This is a genomic window from Paenochrobactrum sp. BZR 201-1, from assembly GCF_044987585.2.
Taxonomy (GTDB): domain Bacteria; phylum Pseudomonadota; class Alphaproteobacteria; order Rhizobiales; family Rhizobiaceae; genus Paenochrobactrum; species Paenochrobactrum pullorum.
The window spans coordinates 63,310-85,667 of sequence record NZ_JBJDRZ020000019.1; the positions used below are offsets into that span (position 1 = coordinate 63,310).

Genomic DNA, 22,358 nt, shown 5'->3' on the forward strand with positions numbered 1-22,358 from the left:
ATCAATAATATTCTAAAATGATTATTCTTTAGACCTGTGATCATTTAGTCATGGCAATGATTGTTATAACCACTTTTATTGCTGTACCTCATTAAAAATCAATCGCAGCATAGAACATTGCAAACAAACCATCGATCACAATCACCACAAAAATGGATTTGACCACCGAAGCTGTTACACGCCGACCCAAAGATTCTGCACTGCCGCCAACTTTCAAACCTTCGACTGAAGCCATAATACCGATAATCATCGCCATGAACGGCGCTTTGATCAATCCTGCAAAATAAGTATTCAATGCTACCGCATCATGCAGACGCGCAATAAATGCCTCTGGTGAAATATTGGAATAAAACCATGCAACGCCACCGGCACCCAAAAGGGCTGCCACATCGGCCAGAATAGTCAACAATGGCAACACAATCACCAAAGCGACCAAACGCGGAAAAACCAATACACCGACAGGGTTGAGCCCCATAACCTTCAAAGCGTCAGTTTCCTCACGCATTTTCATCGAACCGATTTCTGCGGTAATCGCACTGCCTGACCGGCCGGCAATCATAATGGCCGTCAGCAAAACCCCCAGTTCGCGCAATACCAAAATACCGACAAGGTCAACGACAAAGATTTCAGCACCGAAATAACGTAACTGGAACGCGCCCTGCTGCGCAATAATTGCTCCGACAATCATCGACATCAACATGACGATGGGTATTGCACCCACGCCCATCCGGTGCATTTGATGCACGATTGCCGGCATACTGATACCAGTACCGCGCCCCTGCTTCATTTGCGACCCGCGAATAGTGGATCCTAAAATATACATCGACATTTTAAAGTCTTTGTACATCGAGAAGACACCTTCGCCGATTGCGGCAAAAAATGTCGTCAAGAAGAAGTCTTTTTTGTCTTTTTTGCGCTGCGTAACAGGTTCGACTGCCTTGCCGACCTCTTGCATCAATGGCTGCCAACTAGCCTTCAAGCCGATGATCTCAACCTGAACATCAGTCCGCTCAAATGATTGACGCAGACGCTCGATCAACCAAGCACCTGCTGTATCCAACCCCTGCACATCGCTCATATCAATCTGGATGAAACCGGAACGATGCGAACGCTCAAGCTTGCGCATCTGCATATCGATCTGGTTGACACAATGCGTCGTCCAACGACCGCTCAAGCAAAGCAGTTCGCCGTTTTCCTGTTTCGTGACGCTGATTTGGGGGGCGGCACGCATTTGTTTTTTTGCATCACTTACAGTGTCGGTCAACATGCAGCTTTCTATATACGAGTCGCACAAACCTTAACAGCCTATTAAAATTGGCTTTATTTCGATCAATATACAACCGTTTAGTTAAGCGCATTTAGCAGACGAATGACAGAAAAGCGATAATCCTATAATAAAGATATTATTATAACATCTGGATGCTTGCTGCATGTCGATTTAAGCTTTAATGCAGAAGGAGAAGTTTGCCAATGATACCGGAGCACTCCTGATGCCACCGCCTGCGCCATATCATCATAAGCCAGCCACATATCTTGATATGTGTTTAAAAGCGGGCGCATTCAGCGGCGACAAATCATCACCTTTAAGTGACATGAATATTCGTTAAAGGTGATTATCAATTCTGGCTCTAATCACCAAACCAATCCCTGATATATTGCTTTGACCGTAACAGAGGAAAATACTGTCAAGGCAGAAAGCGGAAAAATCACGCTGATGAAACAGGATGGCTGCCAGAGTAATATTATGAAAGCGAGACGAACATGACGACTAAAACCCCTTCGGGCCGTTCAGATTTCGACGAAGCAGCGCTTTATTTCCATCGCTACCCGAAGCCGGGCAAACTGGAAATTCAAGCGACCAAACCTTTAGGCAACCAGCGTGACCTTGCACTCGCTTATTCGCCAGGTGTTGCAGCGCCTTGCCTTGCCATTCAGGAAGATCCGGCATTGGCTGCCGATTTTACTGCTCGTGCTAATCTTGTGGCAGTCGTCTCCAACGGTACCGCGGTTTTAGGCCTCGGCAATATCGGCCCGCTTGCTTCCAAACCAGTGATGGAAGGTAAAGCAGTTCTCTTCAAAAAATTTGCTGATATTGATGTTTTCGATATCGAAATTGATGCTCTCAAAGTCGAGCAAATGGTTGATACCATTAGCGCGCTGGAGCCGACCTTCGGCGGTATCAATCTCGAAGACATCAAAGCACCGGAATGTTTTGAAGTTGAAGAGCAGCTTCGTGAAAAGATGAATATTCCAGTATTCCATGACGATCAGCACGGCACGGCGATTATAGTTGCAGCCGCTGTCATGAATGGTCTGGAACTTGCCGGTAAAAAATTGAGCGATGTCAAAATCGTCACCTCCGGTGCGGGTGCTGCCGCAATCGCGTGTCTTAACCTTCTCGTCTCGATGGGTGCAAAACGCGAAAATATCTGGGTCAATGATATTGATGGTCTGGTTTACGACGGTCGCAACACATTGATGGATCGCTGGAAATCCGTTTATGCGCAAAAAACCGACCATCGCGCATTGGCAGATGTCATTGGTGGCGCAGATGTATTCCTCGGCCTTTCCGCCGCTGGCGTTCTCAAGCCTGAACTCTTGAGCCAGATGGCACCAAATCCGCTCATCATGGCACTGGCCAATCCGACACCCGAAATTATGCCGGAAGCTGCACGCGCTGTTCGCGCCGATGCAATCATCTGCACCGGTCGCTCCGACTATCCAAATCAGGTCAATAACGTTCTTTGTTTCCCTTACATCTTCCGCGGTGCATTGGATGTTGGCGCAACCGCCATCAACGAAGAAATGAAGATGGCAACTGTGATGGCGATTGCTGGTCTGGCACGTGAAGAAGTGTCGGATGTTGCAGCCAAAGCCTATTCGGGCGATACGCCAAGCTTCGGCCCTGACTATATCATTCCATCACCATTTGACCCTCGCCTCATTTTGCGCATTGCACCAGCCGTTGCAAAAGCTGCAATGGACACCGGCGTTGCCACTCGCCCAATTGAAGATATGGAAGCTTATATTGATAAGCTTAACCGTTATGTCTTCCGCTCCGGTCTTATTATGAAACCGGTTTTTGCCGCATCCCGTTCGGCCAGCAAAAAGCGTGTTATTTATGCTAATGGTGAAGATGAACGTGTGCTGCGTGCAGCACAAGTGGTGTTGGAAGAAGGCATTGCTATTCCAACCCTTATTGGCCGCCCAAGTGTAATCGAAACACGCTTGAAACGTTTTGCCCTCAAAATCCGTCCCGGAGTTGATTTTGAAATCATCAACCCGGAAGATGATCCGCGCTACCGTGACTATGTCGAGCTGATGCACAAGCTGACTGGTCGCCAAGGCATCACACCGGAAGCGGCGCGTGCGCTGGTTCGCACCAACCCGACTGTGATTGCGGCTTTGGCAGTGGTGCGTGATGAAGCCGATGCGCTTATCTGTGGCTTGGAAGGTCGTTTTGAACGCCAGCTAACATTGGTTAAACAGATATTGGGCATTGAAGCACCATTGCGTGATCTTTCAACGCTCAGCCTGCTGATTTCTCCGCGTCAGACTTTATTCTTCACCGACACCTATGTGAATATTGATCCGACCGCAGAAGAAATCGCCGAAATGACTATTCTGGCTGCGAAAGAAATTCGCCGCTTTGGTATTGAACCGAAGGCGGCACTTCTCTCGCATTCCAACTTCGGCTCGCGCGATTCCGAAAGTGCAGCCAAAATGCGCAAAGCCTGCAACATCTTACAACAGATTTCGCCCGAACTTGAAGTTGATGGCGAAATGCATGGCGATGCGGCTCTGTCGCAAATCCAGCGTGATCGTGTCTTCCCGAATTCACGCCTCAAAGGCGAAGCCAACTTGCTGGTGTTCCCGAATTTGGATGCTGCCAACATCACCATGAATGTGGTGAAGATGATGACAGATGCACTGCATGTCGGCCCGATCCTGCTGGGTGCAGCCCGTCCGGCGCATATTCTGACCCCATCGGTAACCTCGCGCGGTATCGTCAACATGACAGCTTTGGCTGTTGTGGAAGCTTCACAACGTGCAGTTCAAAAATAAACTCAAGGTTGCAAAATGCAACTATTAGTAGTTAGTTAACTATAATATGCAAATATTCCCCCAGATTTCATTCATCGTTCTGGGGGAATATCGACGTGCAATATACTTCACGACTTTCAGTACGCATTTTTACTTTTTTTATATTTTTGACATTAACCTTGATTTTAGCTGGCTGTTCACAAACAAGCCAACCTAATAGCTGCACGGCAGATCAAAAAAACAAACTAATCAAAGAATATAATTTACTCAGCTATCAAATAATTAAAAAACGAAGTGAACTTATCACTGCGCATGAGAATATATTAAACTCCAATTGCCGAAGATCACCATTTTCTACTCGCGGGAAATCTAAATTCTGTGACTGGCAAGTTGCGAAAATTGCTGCACTTCAGTCAGATATGCAAACATTGCAAAATCAGGCAGAGATCTATCACGCCGTGATCAATGGCAACTCAATTACACATCCTTCATTACGTGATGACGGATGCACTATTCGCGATAGCCATCGATATAAGCAGAAAATCAATGCTTCACGAAAAACAGATAAAACATCGGCTCGAGCAAAAGCTGCAAAATATTCAAAGCTGAACAACGCGGAAAATTCCGTTAAAGAATTGTCTGGAAAACTAGAAAGACACCCGTTGGAGGATGAGGAATATAAGGTCTACACACCGCCGGCATCGGTGAAAATTACCCATGAAATAATGCCGGAAACACTGGATAAAAAAGACAGCGAGCTAAAAAACGAACCGGTTAAAGCTTTGTCCTTTTCACCGGTTTCACAGGAGCTAAAAAACGTGGCAGCAGGGGCAGAGCGCCCCTATCAGCCCGATCCAAAAATTAGGGTAGTCGGTTCAAAGTTCTTTCCCGACCAAGAAGCGGTAACATCTCAGCCAGTTCCGGACCAGACTCCTTAAGTGTCAATGCCAAACGCAAGGGCATGAACAAAGATTTGCCCTTGCGTCCTGTGGCAGCCTGCACTTGCTTCGTCCATGTTTTCCATGTGGTATTGTCCCATGGTTCAGCTGGCAAAAGTGCAAAAGCTTCACGAACAAAATCACGGTCTTCGTCAGAAAGTTCGGGCTTGTCGCGCAAATCGCCAAACACAATCGGCCACCAAAGAGCCGCATCGGCCACACGTTCCAGATTGCCGCGAACCAGCAGCCAGAAACTTTCGGCTTTGTCACCTTGAATGCCCTGCTCTGCCAAACGGTCAGCAACATCGGCATAGCTATATTGATGGATCAATGCACGATTTAATGCATCCAAATCAGACGGATCAAACTTGGCAGCAGATTTGGATGTAGCCGCGGCATCAACTTTTGTCGCAAGCTCCGCCATTGTTGCAACAGGTACCACATTTTCAGAGGTACCAATCAGCACAGCCAAAGATGCAACCGCCATAGGCTCATAACCACTGTCACGTAGGCTCCCGATAGACAATGCACCACTGCGCTTCGACAGCCCCTCACCTGAAACGGTGGTCAGCAGATTATGATGCCCAAACACTGGCGGCTTTGCACCAAGCGCTTCAAAAATTGCAATCTGCACACCGGTATTGGTGACATGGTCATCGCCGCGAATAATATGGGTGATGCCCATATCAATATCATCAACTACGGATGGCAGCGTATAAAGATAAGTTCCATCCTCGCGCACCAGCACCGGATCAGACATTGAAGCCAGATCGACAGTTTGTGGGCCACGCACCAGATCATCCCAATGCACTTCGGTACGCTGGGTTTCAAATGGATTTTCAGCAAAATTTGGCAGCAGGAAGCGCCAATGCGGCTTGCGGCCTTCAGCTTCAAAAGCCGCTTTTTCTTCTTCCGTAAGTTTCAGTGCTTCACGACCATAAACCGGCGGTAGGCGACGGGTCAGGCGAATTTTACGGCGACGCTCCAGCTCTTCTGCTGTTTCATAGCAATCATAAAGTAGCCCTGCTTCTTTCAGTTTATCAACTGCCCGCTGATAAACATCAAAACGCTTTGACTGATATTCAACGCGCGAAGGTTTGATACCCAGCCAATCAAGATCGGTAGCGATGGCTTCCGAATATTCTTGTTTGGAGCGTTCAACATCGGTATCGTCATAACGTAAAACATAATTGCCGCCATTTTTAAGGGCAAACAACCAGTTAAACAAAGCAGGACGGGTATTGCCGATATGGATATATCCCGTTGGTGACGGAGCAAAACGCACTGTAACAGTCATCTGATTTACTTTTCTAAAATGTCTCTATAGCGATTGGTGATCGGATAACGCCGATCACGACCAAAATTTTTCGTGGTAATTTTTACCCCCGGTGCAGATTGTCGGCGTTTATATTCAGCAATATACACCAAATGCTCAATGCGTTTAACCACAGCCCGATCATGCCCGCGCGCAACGATTTCGCTTACACTCATGTCACCCTCAACGAGACATTGCAGCATGTCATCCAGTTCCGGATATGGTGGCAGGCTGTCCTGATCAGTTTGATTTTCACGCAGTTCTGCGGTTGGCACCTTGGTGATGATATTGGCCGGTATCACCTCGCCTGCATGCCCCAAGGATGTGGCAGGAACATGCTTGTTTCGCCATTCACACAAAGCATAGACGCGGGTTTTATAAACATCCTTTATCGGATTGAAACCGCCATTCATGTCACCGTATAGCGTCGCATAACCAACAGCCATTTCCGACTTATTACCGGTGGTCATCACCATTGAGCCAAACTTATTCGACAGTGCCATCAAAATGGTACCGCGCGCGCGGCTTTGCAGGTTTTCCTCCGTAACATCGCTTTCTGTTCCAGCAAAGAGCGGAGAAAGCGCGCTTAAGAAACCTTCAACCGGTTCGGCAATCGGCACAATATCATAACGGCAGCCCAACGCCTTGGCGCAATCGGCAGCATCTTTTAAGGATTCTTCCGTGGTATAACGATAGGGAAGCATAATACCGCGCACACGATCAGCCCCAAGCGCATCAACTGCAATGGCAGCACAAATGGCTGAATCGACACCACCGGAAAGCCCGAGGATCACATCCTTGAAACCATTTTTATTGACGTAATCGCGCAAGCCCAGCATACAAGCTGTGTAATCAGCTTCCAAATCATCCGGCAGCGTTGCAATGTTATTGCTTGTACAAACCCAGCCATCTTCGCCGCGTGCCCATTCTGTCACGGTTATTTGCTCTTCAAACTGCGGCATTTGCAATACTAGCGAGCGATCAGCATTGAAGATAAACGAGCCGCCATCATAAACCAGCTCATCTTGTCCACCAACCTGATTGGCATAAATCAGTGGCAGACCGGTCTCGATCACCTGGCGCAACACAACCTGATGACGCATTTCTAATTTATCACGCTGATAAGGCGAACCATTGGGCACCAGCAGCAGTTCTGCGCCACTTTCACACAAGGTTTCGGCCACGCCGAGATCACCCCAAATATCCTCGCAAATCGGAATACCAATGCGGATACCGCGGAAATTGACCGGCCCCGGCAGTTCACCACTGGCAAAAACGCGTTCTTCGTCAAATTCGTCGTAATTAGGCAAATCAACCTTAAACCGTTCGGCAATGATTTCGCCACCATCCAACACAACAACCGCATTATAAAGTTTGCCATCACGCAAAAGCGGCATGCCAATGATAACACCAGCGCCTTGATCGGCGGTATCTGCGGCAAGTTCTTTAACCGCCTTCTCACAAGCAGCAACAAAGCTTGGGCGCAACACCAAATCTTCCGGCGAATAGCCACTGATGAACATTTCAGTAAACAGCACAAGATCAGCACCGGCAGAGACAGCTTGTGCCCGTGCAGCACGCGCTTTTGCCAAATTTCCGGCAATATCACCCAAAACAGGATTGAGCTGTGCAATCGCAATTCGCATCATGGCAGGATTCTCATCAATGTGACTCATGAGAAAGCTTTACCCTGCGCGTGCTATGGATGCAATTGTCAGCAACCGCCATTAGCCCAAAAGACGATATGTGCCGTCTTTCAGTTCAACCAATAGGTATTGATCAACACATAGCCCCAAATGGTTGCTGCAGCGATAATCACAATCAGCACAGCCAGCGAACCGGCATCTTTGGCAATCTGGATATTCTTGTTAAAATCGGTAGTGACAGCATCGCAGGCAGCTTCAATAGCTGTATTGATAATTTCAACCAGCAACACCAAAACCACAGCGCCAATCAATACCAAAAAACTTAAAAAACTTGGCGCCAGAAAAAACGCCACTGGTAAAGCGATCAACAATAAAACCAATTCCTGTTGCACAGCCTTTTCATGGCGCGCCATATGGCTCAGTGCTCTGATTGAATTGATAAAGGCCAGATAAATACGACGCATTGCTCATCCGTTTTGCGAAATTTAAACTGGTCTTTAGCCGAAAGAACCCGATCAAGCCAAGTTGATAATCTGGGTTTGAAGCGAATATGTCAGGAAACCAAGATTTTTACATAGAAAAAAGGCGGAAAACTCATTTTCCGCCTTTCCAGATATTTTAAGCAGTTGCTGCTCTGGCAACCGGATTGGCGTCGCGTTCATTTTTCAGAAGCTCTGCGAGCAAGAATGCCAGTTCAATGGCCTGATCTGCATTGAGGCGCGGGTCGCAATGGGTGTGATAGCGGTCAGACAGATCATCAGCAGAAATCGCGCGCGCACCACCGGTGCATTCAGTTACATTCTTACCGGTCATTTCGATATGAATACCACCCGGATGAGTACCTTCTGCCTGATGGATGGCAAAGAAGTTTTCCACTTCTTTGAGAACACGATCAAACGGACGGGTCTTGTAACCGCCGGCACTGATTGTATTGCCATGCATCGGATCACAAGACCAAACAACCTTGCGGCCTTCACGCTCGACAGCACGGATAAGGTTTGGCAAATGGTCACCCACTTTATCATAACCAAAACGGGCAATCAGTGTCAGACGACCAGCTTCGTTTTCCGGATTGAGAAGATCAATCAGACGCAACAAATCATCCGGCTGCAAGGAAGGCCCGCATTTCAGACCGAGCGGGTTTTTAATGCCGCGGCAATATTCAATATGGGCATGATCGGCCTGACGGGTACGATCACCAATCCAGATCATATGGCCGGATGTGCCATACCAATCACCGGAGGTAGAATCGACACGGGTCAATGCTTCTTCATAGCCCAGAAGCAGTGCTTCATGGCTGGTATAGAAATCAGTTTCACGAAGGTTACGCTGAGCATCGGCATTAATACCGATAGCCTTCATGAAGTTCATCGTATCAGAAATACGATTAGCCAGAGCCGCATAACGCTCGCCTTGCGGGCTGTTGCCGACAAAACCAAGCATCCATTGATGTACGTTTTCCAGATTGGCATAACCGCCTTGTGCGAAAGCACGAAGCAGGTTGAGTGTCGCAGCTGACTGGCGGTATGCCATGTCCTGACGCATTGGATCAGGGATACGCGATGCACTGTCAAAACCGATACCATTGATAATGTCGCCGCGGTATGAAGGCAGCTCAACATCATTCAATGTTTCGAAATCGGATGAACGCGGCTTGGCAAATTGACCGGCAATACGGCCAACTTTTACAACCGGCTTGGAAGCACCAAAAGTAAGCACGACAGCCATTTGCAAAAAGACGCGGAAAAAGTCACGGATATTATCCGCGCCATGTTCAGCAAAACTTTCTGCGCAATCGCCACCCTGCAATAGAAATGCACGTCCCTCGGCAACATCTGCCAACTGGTCTTTTAGCTTACGTGCTTCGCCTGCAAAAACTAAGGGTGGATAACTACGAAGACGGTTTTCGACATCAGCCAAAGCCTGTGCATCCGGATAAGACGGCACTTGCTTGATTGGCATGTTTCTCCAGGAATGTGGGGTCCAGTTCTTCGTCATGTTAACACCTGTTATAAAAATTCGTAAACTTTTACGAACTCAAGTCCTCCTTTCACGAAAGCCCGAAGCTCTTCTCCGGGCGCGCGTGATTGTGCTGATATAGTCTAAAGACACAACATATACCAGCGCAATTCGTAACAGCTTGATATTTTGAGGCGTGAGCTTTGCCTTAAATACGTTTGCCGTTTACTACCCGATAAGTCGGGCTATACATGGTAACAAACTCTTCGGCGGCTGACGGGTGTACAGCCATAGTACGATCAAAATCATCCTTTGAAGCTCCCGCTTTCAAAGCAATGCCGATGAGCTGCGCCATTTCACCGGCATCCGACCCCAAAATATGAGCGCCGAGCACTTTGCGGCTCTTACCATCCACCACCAGCTTCATCAGCATTTTATCAGCGCGCCCCGACAAAGTGTTCTTCATCGGACGGAAATGCGCGCGGTAAATTTCAACCTCTTCGCAATGCTTGATCGCCTCGTCTTCCGACATGCCCACTGTGCCGATTTCCGGCTGCGAAAAAACAACCGTCGGGATCAATTCATGATCCGGCCGTGTCGGATTGTCCTTATAGACCGTCTCAAGGAAACACATCGCTTCATGAATGGCGACAGGTGTCAGCTGAACACGGTCAGTCACATCGCCCACAGCATAAATATGTGGCTGCGTTGTGCTTGAATATTCATCAACAATCACCGCACCATGATCACCCTTGGCTAACTTCACGCCAGCTTTATCAAGGCCGATGCCCTCGCTATTGGGCAGGCGGCCAATCGCAAGCATTGCCTGATCGACACTCAGTGTTTCGCCATTAGACAATTCAACAGCCAAGCGATCACCTTCTTTGCGTACCGCATCGAAGACGGTTTCCGTCACAATGCGGATGCCTTTGGCAGTCATTGCCTCAGCCAAAAGGACACGCAGATCATGATCGAAGCGCGAAAGAATTTCTTTGCCGCGATAAACAAGCGTTGTTTCAACACCTAACCCATGGAAGATATTGGCAAATTCGACCGCAATATATCCGCCACCCGCAATCACAATGGATTTCGGCAGTTCGGCCAAATCAAAAGCTTCATCGGAGCTGATGCAATATTCATGCCCCGGCATTGATGTGTTACCGTTTACACGCCCACCGGTCGCAACCAAAATACGCTCAGCCGTCACACGCTGACCGGTGCTTTTCAGCTCAATCGTATGTGCATCAACCAGTACTGCCCGGCTTTCGAAAATATCGACTTTGGAGCCTTCCAAGCCTTTACGATAAAGACCTTCCAGACGGGTGATCTCTTTTTCCTTGGCATCCACAAGCTTGCGCCAATCAAATGTGCTTTTTCCCACGCTCCAGCCATAGCCGACAGCATCTTCAAAGCTTTCAGCAAATTGTGAGGCATAAACATAGAGTTTTTTCGGCACGCAACCGCGTATCACGCAGGTACCGCCCATGCGATATTCTTCTGCAAGACCAACCCGCTTGCCCATAGCCCCTGCCAATCGCCCTGCCCGCACACCGCCGGAACCGCCGCCGATAACAAACAGATCATAATCATAGGTCGCCATAGTCAAACTCCACATTTTTTTGCTCATTGCTGCATATATAATAATGTTGCATTCAGCAAATTACATCACCAGCCTTTTTTGTTGTCAAAACGCGGACTTCCGCCACCGCCCACCGTTATAATTTAGCCATATTAATGACTTAACTGTAATAATATCTGATTTGAAGATATTATTCTTCGATGATATTCGCATTCATTAAAAGGTCGTGATGCAATTGCATATTCATTTGCAATAGCGGAAAATCGGCCAGTCAGGTTACAGTAACGGAACGAGCAGACTATTGTTATTTTAGCGAATCGTCCCACTATAAAAATAAAGAGAATATTCGCCATGAACATATTTGCTCCCGATAGTGTGGTTACCCAAAAAAAAATAATGCTGCCAAATGGCCGCTTGCAACAAGTGGCGGCTTTGGTATGGCGCATTGAAAATGGTGAATTGCAATTGCTCACCATTACCAGCCGTGGCACAGGTCGCTGGATCATACCTAAGGGCTGGCCGCAAACAGGGCGCACTTTAGCTCGCACCGCCATGCGCGAGGCTTTTGAAGAAGCCGGCATTCGCGGCGTGATTGATCCCATCCCTGTCGGCACTTATGATTATCAAAAATATGATATGCCACCCGAAGCTATCAGCAGCTTTACAGTTGCTGTTTATGCCGTTGCTTTCACTGAACAGCTGGATAAATGGCCGGAGCGTGGCGAACGCATATTAGATTGGGTTTCGCCAGACGTGGCAGCTGATCGGGTTGAAGAGCCGGAATTGAAGAAATTGATCCTTGGTTTTGCGCCACAATTATCGCCCTCGATCACCTCAGGCGAACAATAATAACAGTAGGATTATATCAATGAAGCTGGTTGAACCAGCTTCATTTCCGGCTTTGTCTGATTTGCAAGGTCGTGGCCGCCATTTTTTATTTTCTCCCCACTATCCACATTTTTTCGATTACCTATCCACAATATCTAGTGCGCGTTAGTTTAATTTAAACCAATGCTTGACCCTTGGCGCCGAGTCATCTTTATAAAGAAGTAGTTGGGTATCCAGTGATTTGCCGGGCGTATTCATCTTCCGGCCGTTCTTTCACAGACATAAATAATTTCAATCGAAAATAGGTGCCCAAAAGTGCTGTTCTCGAAATGATATTTCATGTCTGCATTTTGTCATGCAGATGAAAAACTTTCTTTGCATGAGCATAATTTGATGTAAGAACACGCTGGACACGCTACATCTTGTGTGCGTAAACTAATTAGACACAATTTGATGTAATAATCAGTGTCGAGTCATTTTCCGCATACCGTGTATGGCTTATTATGAAAACCGTTTGCAACCGCATCTGCATTCAAACGTTTTTCACAATGAGAATGCGCTTCTCTCGTTTTTTCAACGGAGAACGTTCAGCAAAATTCTATGGTTACAACTTGCAAAAGTGGTAACCGACAGCAGTTCAAAACCTTGAATTTCACAGGAAGCATTGAAGCTCCTGTATCAACCGCATGACACACAAGCCACACTATATATAGCGCTGTGGCACACAAGAAGTTGGATGGGACAGATGAAGATCGAACGTCGTTTTACCAAAGAAGGCCAGTCGGCATATGCAGAAATAGTATTTCGCACGGCCACCAGTGAGATCAAAAACCCTGATGGTTCGGTTGTGTTCCGTCTTGAAAACATCAATGTTCCGGCGCAGTTCAGTCAGGTTGCTGCCGACATTCTGGCACAAAAATATTTCCGCAAAGCCGGTGTTCCTGCCAAGCTCAAAAAAGTTGAAGAAAACTCCGTCCCTTCATGGTTGTGGCGCTCGGTTGCTGATGAAACCGCTTTGGCCCAATTGCCGGAATCAGAGCGCTACGGCTCCGAAATGGATGCTTGTCAGGTTTTCGATCGCCTGGCTGGCACATGGACCTATTGGGGCTGGAAAGGCGGCTATTTCAACTCTGAAGAAGACGCTTTGGCATTCCGTGATGAACTGGCTTACATGCTGGCAACCCAACGCGTGGCGCCAAACTCACCACAATGGTTCAACACCGGTCTGCATTGGGCTTATGGCATCGATGGTCCGGGTCAGGGTCACTATTATGTCGATTGGAAAACCGGCAAACTGACCAAGTCAAAATCCGCTTACGAACATCCGCAGCCGCATGCTTGCTTCATTCAGTCCGTTGCCGATGATCTCGTCAATGAAGGCGGTATCATGGATCTTTGGGTTCGTGAAGCACGTCTGTTCAAATATGGCTCCGGCACCGGTTCCAACTTCTCACATTTGCGCGGTGCAGGTGAAAGCCTCTCCGGCGGCGGTCGTTCATCCGGTCTGATGAGCTTCCTCAAAATCGGCGACCGTGCAGCGGGAGCGATCAAATCAGGCGGCACCACACGTCGTGCAGCCAAAATGGTTGTCGTTGATGTCGACCATCCGGATATTGAAGAATATATCGACTGGAAAGTGAAAGAAGAGCAGAAAGTTGCGGCTCTCGTCACCGGTTCCAAGATCGTCAAACAGCACCTTTCCGCCATTATGAAAGCCTGCATCAATTGCGAGGCTGACAATAATGATTGTTTTGATCCGGCCAAAAACCCTGCTTTGAAGCGCGAAATCAAGCTGGCCAAGAAAAATCATGTACCTGAAAACTATATCGGTCGCGTCATACAGTTTGCGCGGCAGGGTTACACGGACATTCAGTTCAAGACCTATGATACGGATTGGGATTCAGAAGCTTATCTGACCGTTTCCGGTCAGAACTCCAACAACTCCGTATCCTTACAAGACGGCTTCTTGCAAGCTGTTGAAAATGACGGTGACTGGAACCTGACTGCACGCAAAGACGGCAGCACCATCAAAACCCTCAAGGCACGCGAATTGTGGGATAAAATCGGCTATGCTGCATGGGCATCGGCTGATCCGGGTCTGCATTACAACACCACCATGAATGATTGGCACACCTGCCCTGCCGAAGGTCCGATCCGCGCATCCAACCCTTGCTCGGAATATATGTTCCTTGATGATACAGCCTGTAATCTGGCTTCCATCAACTTGCTGACCTATCGTAATGCAGACGGCACATTCGACATCAATGCCTATGAACACACAGCCCGCCTGTGGACCATTGTGCTTGAAATTTCGGTAATGATGGCGCAGTTCCCGTCCAAGGAAATTGCTACCCGTTCTTATGAATATCGCACATTGGGCTTGGGCTTTGCCAATATTGGCGGGCTTTTGATGACCTCCGGTATTCCTTATGATTCAGACGAAGGTCGCGCTATTTGCGGCGCCTTGACAGCAATCATGACCGGTATTTCTTACGCAACCTCGGCTGAAATGGCGAAAGAACTGGGTGCATTCCCGTCTTATGAACCAAATGCTGAAAATATGCTGCGCGTTATCCGCAACCATCGTTTGGCAGCCCATGGCGAAACAGAAGGCTATGAAGGCCTCTCCGTCAATCCGGTTGCCCTTATTGCACAAGATTGCCCTGAACAGGCACTGATTACCCATGCACGTGCTGCTTGGGACAAAGCTTTGGAATTGGGCGAAAAACACGGCTACCGCAATGCGCAAGCCACCGTTATTGCACCAACAGGTACCATTGGTCTGGTGATGGATTGCGACACCACCGGTATTGAACCTGACTTTGCTTTGGTGAAGTTCAAAAAGCTTGCCGGCGGCGGTTACTTCAAAATCATCAACCGTGCAGTGCCGGAAGCTTTGCGCACCCTCGGCTATGCTGAAAACCAGATCGCTGAAATAGAAGCATATGCAGTCGGTCACGGCAATCTCAATCAGGCACCGGGCGTCAATCCTTCCACCTTGCGCGCCAAAGGCTTTACCGATGAGAAGATTGCCGCGCTCAATGCAGCTTTGGCCAGCGCTTTCGACATCAAATTTGCCTTTAACAAATGGACACTCGGCGAAGATTTCTGCAAAGATGTTTTGAAGCTTACTGATGAACAACTCAATGATTTCTCCTTTGAAATCCTGCCTGCAATGGGCTTTTCCAAGAGCGATATTGAAGCCGCCAATGTTCATATTTGTGGAGCGATGACACTTGAAGGCGCGCCTTTCCTCAAGGAAGAGCACTATCCTGTTTTCGATTGCGCTAATGCTTGCGGTAAAATCGGCAAGCGTTACCTGTCGGTTGAAAGTCACATCCGCATGATGGCTGCCGCCCAGCCTTTCATCTCCGGTGCGATTTCCAAAACCATCAACATGCCGAATGAAGCAACCGTGGAAGATTGCAAGAATGCTTACATGCTTTCATGGAAGCTGGCATTGAAAGCCAACGCGCTTTACCGTGATGGTTCCAAGCTGTCACAGCCATTGAATGCATCGCTGATTGCAGATGAAGACGACGAAGATGATGCACTGGAAAACCTGATTGAAGCACCGGCAGCAGCACGTGCTGTTCAGGTCACAGAACGCATCATTGAAAAAGTAGTCGAAAAGGTTGTGCATCAACGCGATAAAATGCCGAACCGCCGTCAGGGTTACACCCAGAAGGCGCTGGTTGGCGGCCATAAGGTTTACCTGCGCACCGGTGAATTTGGTGATGGTCGTTTGGGTGAAATCTTTATAGATATGCATAAAGAAGGTGCAGCCTTCCGTGCAATGATGAATAATTTTGCCATCGCAGTTTCGCTCGGCCTGCAATATGGCGTACCGCTTGAAGAATATGTGGAAGCTTTCACTTTCACCAAATTCGAGCCTGCCGGTATTGTTCAGGGCAATGATGCGATTAAAAACGCAACATCCATTCTCGATTACCTGTTCCGTGAACTGGCGGTTTCCTATCTCGGACGCCATGATCTGGCGCATGTTGATACATCAGATTTTGGCAATACCGCTTTGGGCAAAGGCATCAAAGAAGGTAAAACCAATCTGCTGGCCACCGGCTGGACACGCGGTTACAAGCCCACACTGGTGAGCGGTGACAGCAATCCATCGGGTGCCAAAGGTTCGGCTGGCACACAGACAACCCAGACTTCAAATGTAACAACGCTGAAAACCACCACGACAACCGCCTCTGCAACGTCGCGCACGACAACAGTAGGTCTGGTCAGTGATGGTGCTACAGCTTTCAAGCGTGACTATGAAGAACACGCAATTCCGGCCGTTGAAACTACACCGGAACAGCCGTCAGCAACAGAACTGTTCTCCGATAAAGCAGCGGCTGATGCTGCGGCTGCAAAAGCTGAAAGTGTAAGCTCGGCCAAGAAACTGGAAGCTGACCGCCGGATGAAATCTATGATGCAGGGCTATACCGGTGACAGCTGTACCGAGTGCCAGAATTTCACCATGGTTCGCAACGGCACCTGCCTGAAATGCGACACTTGCGGCGCGACGAGCGGTTGCAGCTAATAGGTTTAGCTTAAAAACACAAAAACCGGCTGATGCAAATCAGCCGGTTTTTTATTGCTCAATAAAAAGCGCACCATGATTTTAAAACCACGATGCGTTTAAACTTAATGACTTCGTTCCTTAGATAATAAAATCAGACAGAACCTGATTGTCGGTAATATCTTGATAAGCCCAACCAGATGCATCGAATTTCTCAATCAGCCTGTCGAAATTTTCGGCATCTTTGGTTTCGATACCAATCAACACCGAACCAAAGTTACGCGCAGATTTTTTCAAATATTCAAAACGCGCCACGTCATCATCAGGCCCAAGCAGATCCAAAAATGTACGCAAAGCGCCCGGACGTTGCGGAAAACGGAAGATGAAATATTTCTTCAACCCTTTGTAGCGCATGGCGCGTTCGCGCACATCCGGCAGGCGTTCAAAGTCAAAATTACCGCCTGAAACGACAATGACGATCTTTTTGCCGCGAAGCTCTGCCTTATCAAAACCTTTCAGCGCATCAATGCCGAGCGCGCCTGCCGGCTCCAGCACCACACCTTCCACATTGAGCATTTCAATCATGGTGGCGCATAACCGGTTTTCCGGCACAGTCATCACCTGATCAACGCTAAACTGCTGCAAATATTTGAAGTTTTCTGCACCCAGTTCTGCAACGGCCGCACCATCAACAAAATTATCAACCTTTTTAAGCTTGATGCGTTCACCCGCAATCAAGCTTGCTTTGAGGCTTGAGGCACCATCAGGCTCAACGAAATAAAATTCCGTCGGCCAACCAAGATCGCGCAAATAATGGGTCACACCGGCAGACAAACCACCGCCACCAACAGGCAGCAGCACCATATCCGGTCTGGTGCCTTCGGGCAGTTGTGCCGCAATTTCATAAGCCACACTTGCTTGTCCTTCGATGATGGCAGCATCATCAAATGGCGGCACCATCACGCCGTTATTTTCACGCGCATAGGCTTGCGAAGCTGCATAACATTCATCAAAAATGTCGCCAACCAATACGATATTGATAAATTCTCCACCAAAAGTGCGCGTTTTATCAATCTTCTGCTGTGGTGTCGTCACCGGCATGAAAACCACGCCCTTGCGGCCAAAATGGCGGCAAACAAAAGCAAAACCCTGTGCATGATTGCCAGCAGAGGCACATACAAAAACCGCGCTTTCATCCACCTTATTGAGAGCAGCACTAATGAAATTAAATGCGCCGCGAATCTTGTAAGAACGAACCGGTGTTAAATCTTCACGCTTGAGCCAAATTTCCGCGCCATATTTTTTCGACAAGAAATCATTTAGCTGTAACGGGGTTTCCGGAAACAATGCACGCATCGCTTCCACTGCTTGGGAGACAGATTGTGTGAAGGCAGACATTTAAAAAATCATTTTCTGTTTATGACAAGATGCCACAGTCATAGTACCTTCTGGTACATTTTCCAATAATTAAAGCATGTTTCGCAAAACTTTGAATGCGTTTTGCGAAATATATGCAAATTTGAATTGAGTTTCAAACTGTTACAAAGCGATAAACCGACTTTCAACTAGTGAATCAACTCAACATCTACTACGCCTTGAATTGACTTCATCGCACTGGCAACCTGCGGGCTCACCCGATAACGATGCGGCAATTCGATTTCAATTTCACGCTGACCGTCTTCTTTGATGACAATGAAACTTACCTGCCCGTCCCCACGGGTGTTGAAATGTGGCTGAATATGTTTAAGCGCTTCGGCACTACGTAAATAGAGACGCAATGCTTTTTGCATCCGGCACGCTTCGTCTTCCAACGAAACCACTGTTTGAATGCGCAAGCCCACGCCTTCCGGCCGGTCTTCCGCGGCCACCGTAATCACCACAGATTTACCGGTTTCGAGCAAATCGCGATATTGTGCCAAACCTTCAGAAAACAGCACCGCCTCATATTGCCCGGAGGCATCCGACAAGGCCACAATACCCATCTTGTTGCCGGTGCGGGTTTTACGCTCCTGCTTGGTGGTAATGGTACCTGCAAGCCGTCCGGCATTGGCACCCTTTTTGACAGCCGCCGAGAAATCAGCCCAGTTTTGGACGCGCATTCTGGCCAGCACTTCGTTATATTCATCAAGCGGATGCGCCGACAAATAAAAGCCTACCGCCTGAAACTCACGATGCAATTTTTCAGCCGGCAGCCAAGGGGCAGCAGAAGGCAATTGCAATTTTTCTTTTGGTGCGCCACTCAGTCCAAAAATATCCGACTGGCCACTTAAAGCATTTTCTTGTGTGCGCTGTGCATAGCCGGTCACGCGATCCATACCGGCACTTAAAGCAGCGCGATCATGACCAAAACAATCCAACGCTCCGGCATTGATCAAGCTTTCCCAAACGCGGCGATTGACCAGTTTCGGATCAATCCGCTCGCAGAAATCTTCCAAGTCTTCAAATGGTTTATCACCGCGCACTTCGGCAATGTGATCAACCGCTGCCTCACCAACACCTTTAATTGCAGCGAGTGAATAAAAAATTTTATTTTCGCCCACTTCAAACGGACGATATGATGTCTGCACAGATGGCAGCACCACCTCGATGCCAAGGCGCTTTGCTTCACGGCGGAAATCGTTGAGCTTGTCCGTATTGGACATATCATAAGTCATCGAAGCAGCGAGAAACTCAACCGGATGATGCGCCTTCATATAGGCTGTTTGATACGACACAATCGCATAAGCAGCCGCGTGCGATTTGTTAAAACCATAATCGGCAAATTTAGCAAGAAGATCAAAAATCGTATTGGCCTGCGCCTTGCCAACGCCGCCTTCCATCGCACCATCCACGAAACGGACGCGCTGCTTGTCCATTTCCTCACGTATTTTCTTACCCATCGCACGGCGCAGCAAATCCGCTTCACCGAGCGAATAGCCCGACAGAACCTGCGCGATCTGCATCACCTGCTCCTGATAAACGATAACGCCCTGCGTTTCTTTTACCAGATAGTCAATTTTCGGATGGATAGAGGCGATTTCTTCTTCGCCATGTTTGCGCGCATTATAGGTCGGAATATTTTCCATGGGCCCCGGACGGTAAAGCGCCACAAGCGCAATCACATCCTCGATACGGTCAGGGCGCATACCAATCAGCGCCTTACGCATCCCCGCACTTTCCACCTGAAATACGCCAACCGTTTCACCAAGCGAAAGCATGTCATAAGTTGGCTTGTCATCAAGCCGCAGGTGAGACAAATCAATCTCGATGCCTTTGCGCGCCACCAGTTTGACCGCTGTTTCCAAAACGGTCAGGGTTTTCAGCCCCAAGAAGTCGAACTTAACGAGACCGGCCTGCTCCACCCATTTCATGTTGAACTGGGTGACCGGCATATCGGAACGTGGATCGCGATACATCGGCACCAGCTCGGAAAGCGGGCGGTCACCAATCACAATACCGGCAGCGTGGGTGGAAGCGTGGCGATAAAGCCCTTCAAGTTTGAGCGACATATCAAGCAAACGGCCAACAACCGGTTCCTGCTCGCGCTCTTCATTGATTTTTGGCTCGGTTTCAATCGCCTGCCCCAGCGAAACCGGATTGGCAGGATTGGACGGCACCAATTTACATAGGCGGTCAACCTGACCATATGGCATTTCCAGCACACGTCCAACGTCGCGCAACACCGCGCGCGCCTGAAGTGTTCCGAAAGTGATGATCTGCGCTACCTGCTCGCGGCCATATTTGCGTTGCACATAACGGATGACCTCTTCGCGCCGATCCTGACAAAAGTCGATATCAAAGTCCGGCATCGACACACGATCCGGATTAAGAAAGCGCTCAAAAAGCAAGGAAAAACGTAACGGATCAACGTCGGTAATGGTGAGCGCATAAGCTACCAAAGACCCCGCACCCGAACCACGACCAGGCCCCACCGGAATGCCTTGTGATTTTGCCCATTTGATAAAGTCGGCAACAATCAGGAAGTAGCCCGGAAACTTCATCCGCTGGATGATGCCGATTTCATATTCCAAGCGCTCGTCATAGTCTTTTTCACTATAACCTTCAGCAAGACCTGCCGTTTCAAGACGGAATTTCAAGCCTTCGCGTGCTTGACGCGCGAGTTCATCGGCTTCTGCCTGCAAAGCTTGTTTGGGGTCATCAGACTCACCCGTAAAGCGCGGCAAAATCGGTGCACGCGTCTGCGTAAAATAGGAGCAGCGCTGCGCAATCTCGATGGTATTTTCAATCGCTTCCGGCAAATCAGCAAAAAGTTTTGCCATTTCACCCTGCGATTTCAAATAATTATCCGCAGTCAACCGGCGGCGATCATCATTGGAAATGATCTGCCCTTCAGCAATCGCCAGCAAAGCATCATGCGCTTCAAAATCTTCCGATTTTAAGAAAAAAGCTTCGTTTGTTGCCACGAGTGGCAATTCGTATTTATAAGCAAGCGCAACAGTTTTGGCTTCCAAAACTTTGTCATAATTGGCAAATCTTTGTAGCTCGACATAAAGCCGGTTGCCGAAATGCTCTTTCAGGAAAGCCAAACGCTGCTCGGCTCTCTCTTCACGATCCGCACTGATCGATTTGCCGATTGGCCCCAATGGGCCGCCGGTGAGCAGGATAATGCCCTCAGATAGTTCTGCCAACCATTCCGAGCGGATATGTACCGGATCGCCATCAGCGGTTTCCAGATATGACCGGCTGACAAGGCGCACCATATTGGCATAGCCTTCTTCAGTACTGGCATAAAGAACGACAGGCGCCAAATCCAACACATCACGACGGTTCGCAGTACGGCTATTTTCAACATGATCGCCAAAACAGATATCAACCTGACATCCAATAATCGGCTGCACACCATCTTTGGAGGCTTTTTGCGCAAATTCAAGCGCACCAAAGAGGTTATTTGTATCGGTTACCGCAATCGCCGGTGCATCATCGGCAATCGCATGTTTGATAATTTTTCCAATCTGCAATGCACCTTCAAGCAGCGAATAAGCAGAGTGGACACGTAAATGCACAAATTTTGGTGCCTGAGCATTGATTACAGCTGGCAGATCATGTTGTGCATCAGTCATATATACATTCCCGGATCTTCATTGAAGCAGCAAAATATCACGCTTTGCAATTGCTTCATCAGTCATTTGACGCACCCTATCACGAGCACTTTTAAAAAGGCAGAGAAATCGCATCTTAATGACGACTCTGCCTCCAACCTGACAATGACTGTCGGGGAATAAATATTGAAAGTCCAGCCTCATCAATCATGAGAACGCTATCAGATTAAGCGATCCCATTTTATCAACAGACGGACAGTTTAGCCGAGACTATATTGCGCTGATCCAAATTGCGAATGTCGCAATGAACAGACTGACAGAAATAAAAGACATCACATCCTGAATAAGATCCGTCATCGGGAAACTCCATTGTTTGTTCTCTTATGTTTTTAATTTGTTCCATTATTGTTCCAAAGTCAAGCACTTTGTACCATGTATGTTCTACTCATAGTTTATGATTTATGAAATTTTCTCTGAAAGCATTA

Annotated in this window: 12 protein-coding genes; 4 read left to right on the top strand and 8 right to left on the bottom strand. The window is 48.1% G+C overall.

The features are described 5' to 3' along the window. Positions 1-91: 91 nt before the first annotated feature. Positions 92-1,267 (bottom strand): ABC transporter permease, encoded by a 1,176-nt coding sequence (locus ACI0FR_RS12200; RefSeq protein WP_404907871.1) that lies wholly within the window; start codon positions 1,265-1,267, stop codon positions 92-94. A gap of 494 nt (positions 1,268-1,761) precedes the next feature. On the opposite strand from ACI0FR_RS12200, the gene ACI0FR_RS12205 reads away from it, so the two are divergent. Both ACI0FR_RS12205 and ACI0FR_RS12210 read left to right on the top strand, forming a co-directional pair. Next, positions 1,762-4,065 carry an NADP-dependent malic enzyme gene (locus ACI0FR_RS12205; protein ID WP_404907876.1) on the top strand — a complete coding sequence of 768 codons (2,304 nt, stop codon included), beginning with the start codon at positions 1,762-1,764 and terminating at the stop codon, positions 4,063-4,065. A gap of 95 nt (positions 4,066-4,160) precedes the next feature. Beyond that, positions 4,161-4,982, top strand: coding sequence for a hypothetical protein (locus ACI0FR_RS12210; protein ID WP_404907879.1), 822 nt, complete (start codon positions 4,161-4,163; stop codon positions 4,980-4,982). On the opposite strand, the gene gltX is transcribed toward ACI0FR_RS12210, so the two are convergent. The 5 genes from gltX to gor all read right to left on the bottom strand — a co-directional run bounded on the left by gltX (position 4,906) and on the right by gor (position 11,502). Next, entirely contained in the window at positions 4,906-6,279 is a 1,374-nt protein-coding gene (gene gltX / locus ACI0FR_RS12215; RefSeq protein ID WP_404907881.1) for a glutamate--tRNA ligase, read from the bottom strand. The two genes, ACI0FR_RS12210 and gltX, sit on opposite strands and share 77 nt — an antisense overlap. Before the next feature lie 5 nt (positions 6,280-6,284). Further along, complete coding sequence (locus tag ACI0FR_RS12220) at positions 6,285-7,946, bottom strand: NAD+ synthase (protein WP_374832986.1); 1,662 nt, start codon at positions 7,944-7,946, stop codon at positions 6,285-6,287. A gap of 107 nt (positions 7,947-8,053) precedes the next feature. Further along, positions 8,054-8,407 (bottom strand): diacylglycerol kinase, encoded by a 354-nt coding sequence (locus tag ACI0FR_RS12225; RefSeq protein WP_404907883.1) that lies wholly within the window; start codon positions 8,405-8,407, stop codon positions 8,054-8,056. A gap of 154 nt (positions 8,408-8,561) precedes the next feature. Further along, entirely contained in the window at positions 8,562-9,941 is a 1,380-nt protein-coding gene (locus ACI0FR_RS12230; protein ID WP_374832872.1) for a class II 3-deoxy-7-phosphoheptulonate synthase, read from the bottom strand. A gap of 169 nt (positions 9,942-10,110) precedes the next feature. After that, complete coding sequence (gene gor / locus ACI0FR_RS12235) at positions 10,111-11,502, bottom strand: glutathione-disulfide reductase (RefSeq protein WP_404907925.1); 1,392 nt, start codon at positions 11,500-11,502, stop codon at positions 10,111-10,113. Between the two features lie 330 nt (positions 11,503-11,832). On the opposite strand from gor, the gene ACI0FR_RS12240 reads away from it, so the two are divergent. After that, positions 11,833-12,330, top strand: a complete 498-nt coding sequence (locus ACI0FR_RS12240; protein WP_374832876.1) for an NUDIX hydrolase — start codon at positions 11,833-11,835, stop codon at positions 12,328-12,330. Positions 12,331-13,054: 724 nt separating this feature from the next. Further along, a complete protein-coding gene (locus ACI0FR_RS12245) occupies positions 13,055-16,855 on the top strand; it encodes a vitamin B12-dependent ribonucleotide reductase (RefSeq protein ID WP_404907886.1) in 3,801 nt (1,266 codons plus the stop codon). Between the two features lie 120 nt (positions 16,856-16,975). Here ACI0FR_RS12245 and ilvA read toward each other — a convergent pair whose 3' ends face one another. Continuing rightward, positions 16,976-18,232, bottom strand: coding sequence for a threonine ammonia-lyase IlvA (ilvA, locus tag ACI0FR_RS12250; RefSeq protein ID WP_404907888.1), 1,257 nt, complete (start codon positions 18,230-18,232; stop codon positions 16,976-16,978). 167 nt (positions 18,233-18,399) lie between these two features. Continuing rightward, the gene (dnaE, locus tag ACI0FR_RS12255) at positions 18,400-21,894 is read right to left on the bottom strand and encodes a DNA polymerase III subunit alpha (RefSeq protein ID WP_404907891.1); all 3,495 of its coding nucleotides are present in this window, start codon (positions 21,892-21,894) and stop codon (positions 18,400-18,402) included. Positions 21,895-22,358 lie beyond the last annotated feature (464 nt).

Excerpts from the sequence above, each read along its gene's own strand:
- ACI0FR_RS12240 (WP_374832876.1), top strand. The coding sequence starts at position 11,833 with ATGAACATATTTGCTCCCGATAGTGTGGTTACCCAAAAAAAAATAATG.
- ACI0FR_RS12205 (WP_404907876.1), top strand. The coding sequence starts at position 1,762 with ATGACGACTAAAACCCCTTCGGGCCGTTCAGATTTCGACGAAGCAGCG.
- ACI0FR_RS12200 (WP_404907871.1), bottom strand. The coding sequence starts at position 1,267 with ATGTTGACCGACACTGTAAGTGATGCAAAAAAACAAATGCGTGCCGCC.
- dnaE (WP_404907891.1), bottom strand. The coding sequence starts at position 21,894 with ATGACTGATGCACAACATGATCTGCCAGCTGTAATCAATGCTCAGGCA.
- gor (WP_404907925.1), bottom strand. The coding sequence starts at position 11,502 with ATGGCGACCTATGATTATGATCTGTTTGTTATCGGCGGCGGTTCCGGC.
- ACI0FR_RS12220 (WP_374832986.1), bottom strand. The coding sequence starts at position 7,946 with ATGATGCGAATTGCGATTGCACAGCTCAATCCTGTTTTGGGTGATATT.
- ACI0FR_RS12230 (WP_374832872.1), bottom strand. The coding sequence starts at position 9,941 with ATGACGAAGAACTGGACCCCACATTCCTGGAGAAACATGCCAATCAAG.
- ilvA (WP_404907888.1), bottom strand. The coding sequence starts at position 18,232 with ATGTCTGCCTTCACACAATCTGTCTCCCAAGCAGTGGAAGCGATGCGT.
- gltX (WP_404907881.1), bottom strand. The coding sequence starts at position 6,279 with ATGACTGTTACAGTGCGTTTTGCTCCGTCACCAACGGGATATATCCAT.
- ACI0FR_RS12245 (WP_404907886.1), top strand. The coding sequence starts at position 13,055 with ATGAAGATCGAACGTCGTTTTACCAAAGAAGGCCAGTCGGCATATGCA.
- ACI0FR_RS12225 (WP_404907883.1), bottom strand. The coding sequence starts at position 8,407 with ATGCGTCGTATTTATCTGGCCTTTATCAATTCAATCAGAGCACTGAGC.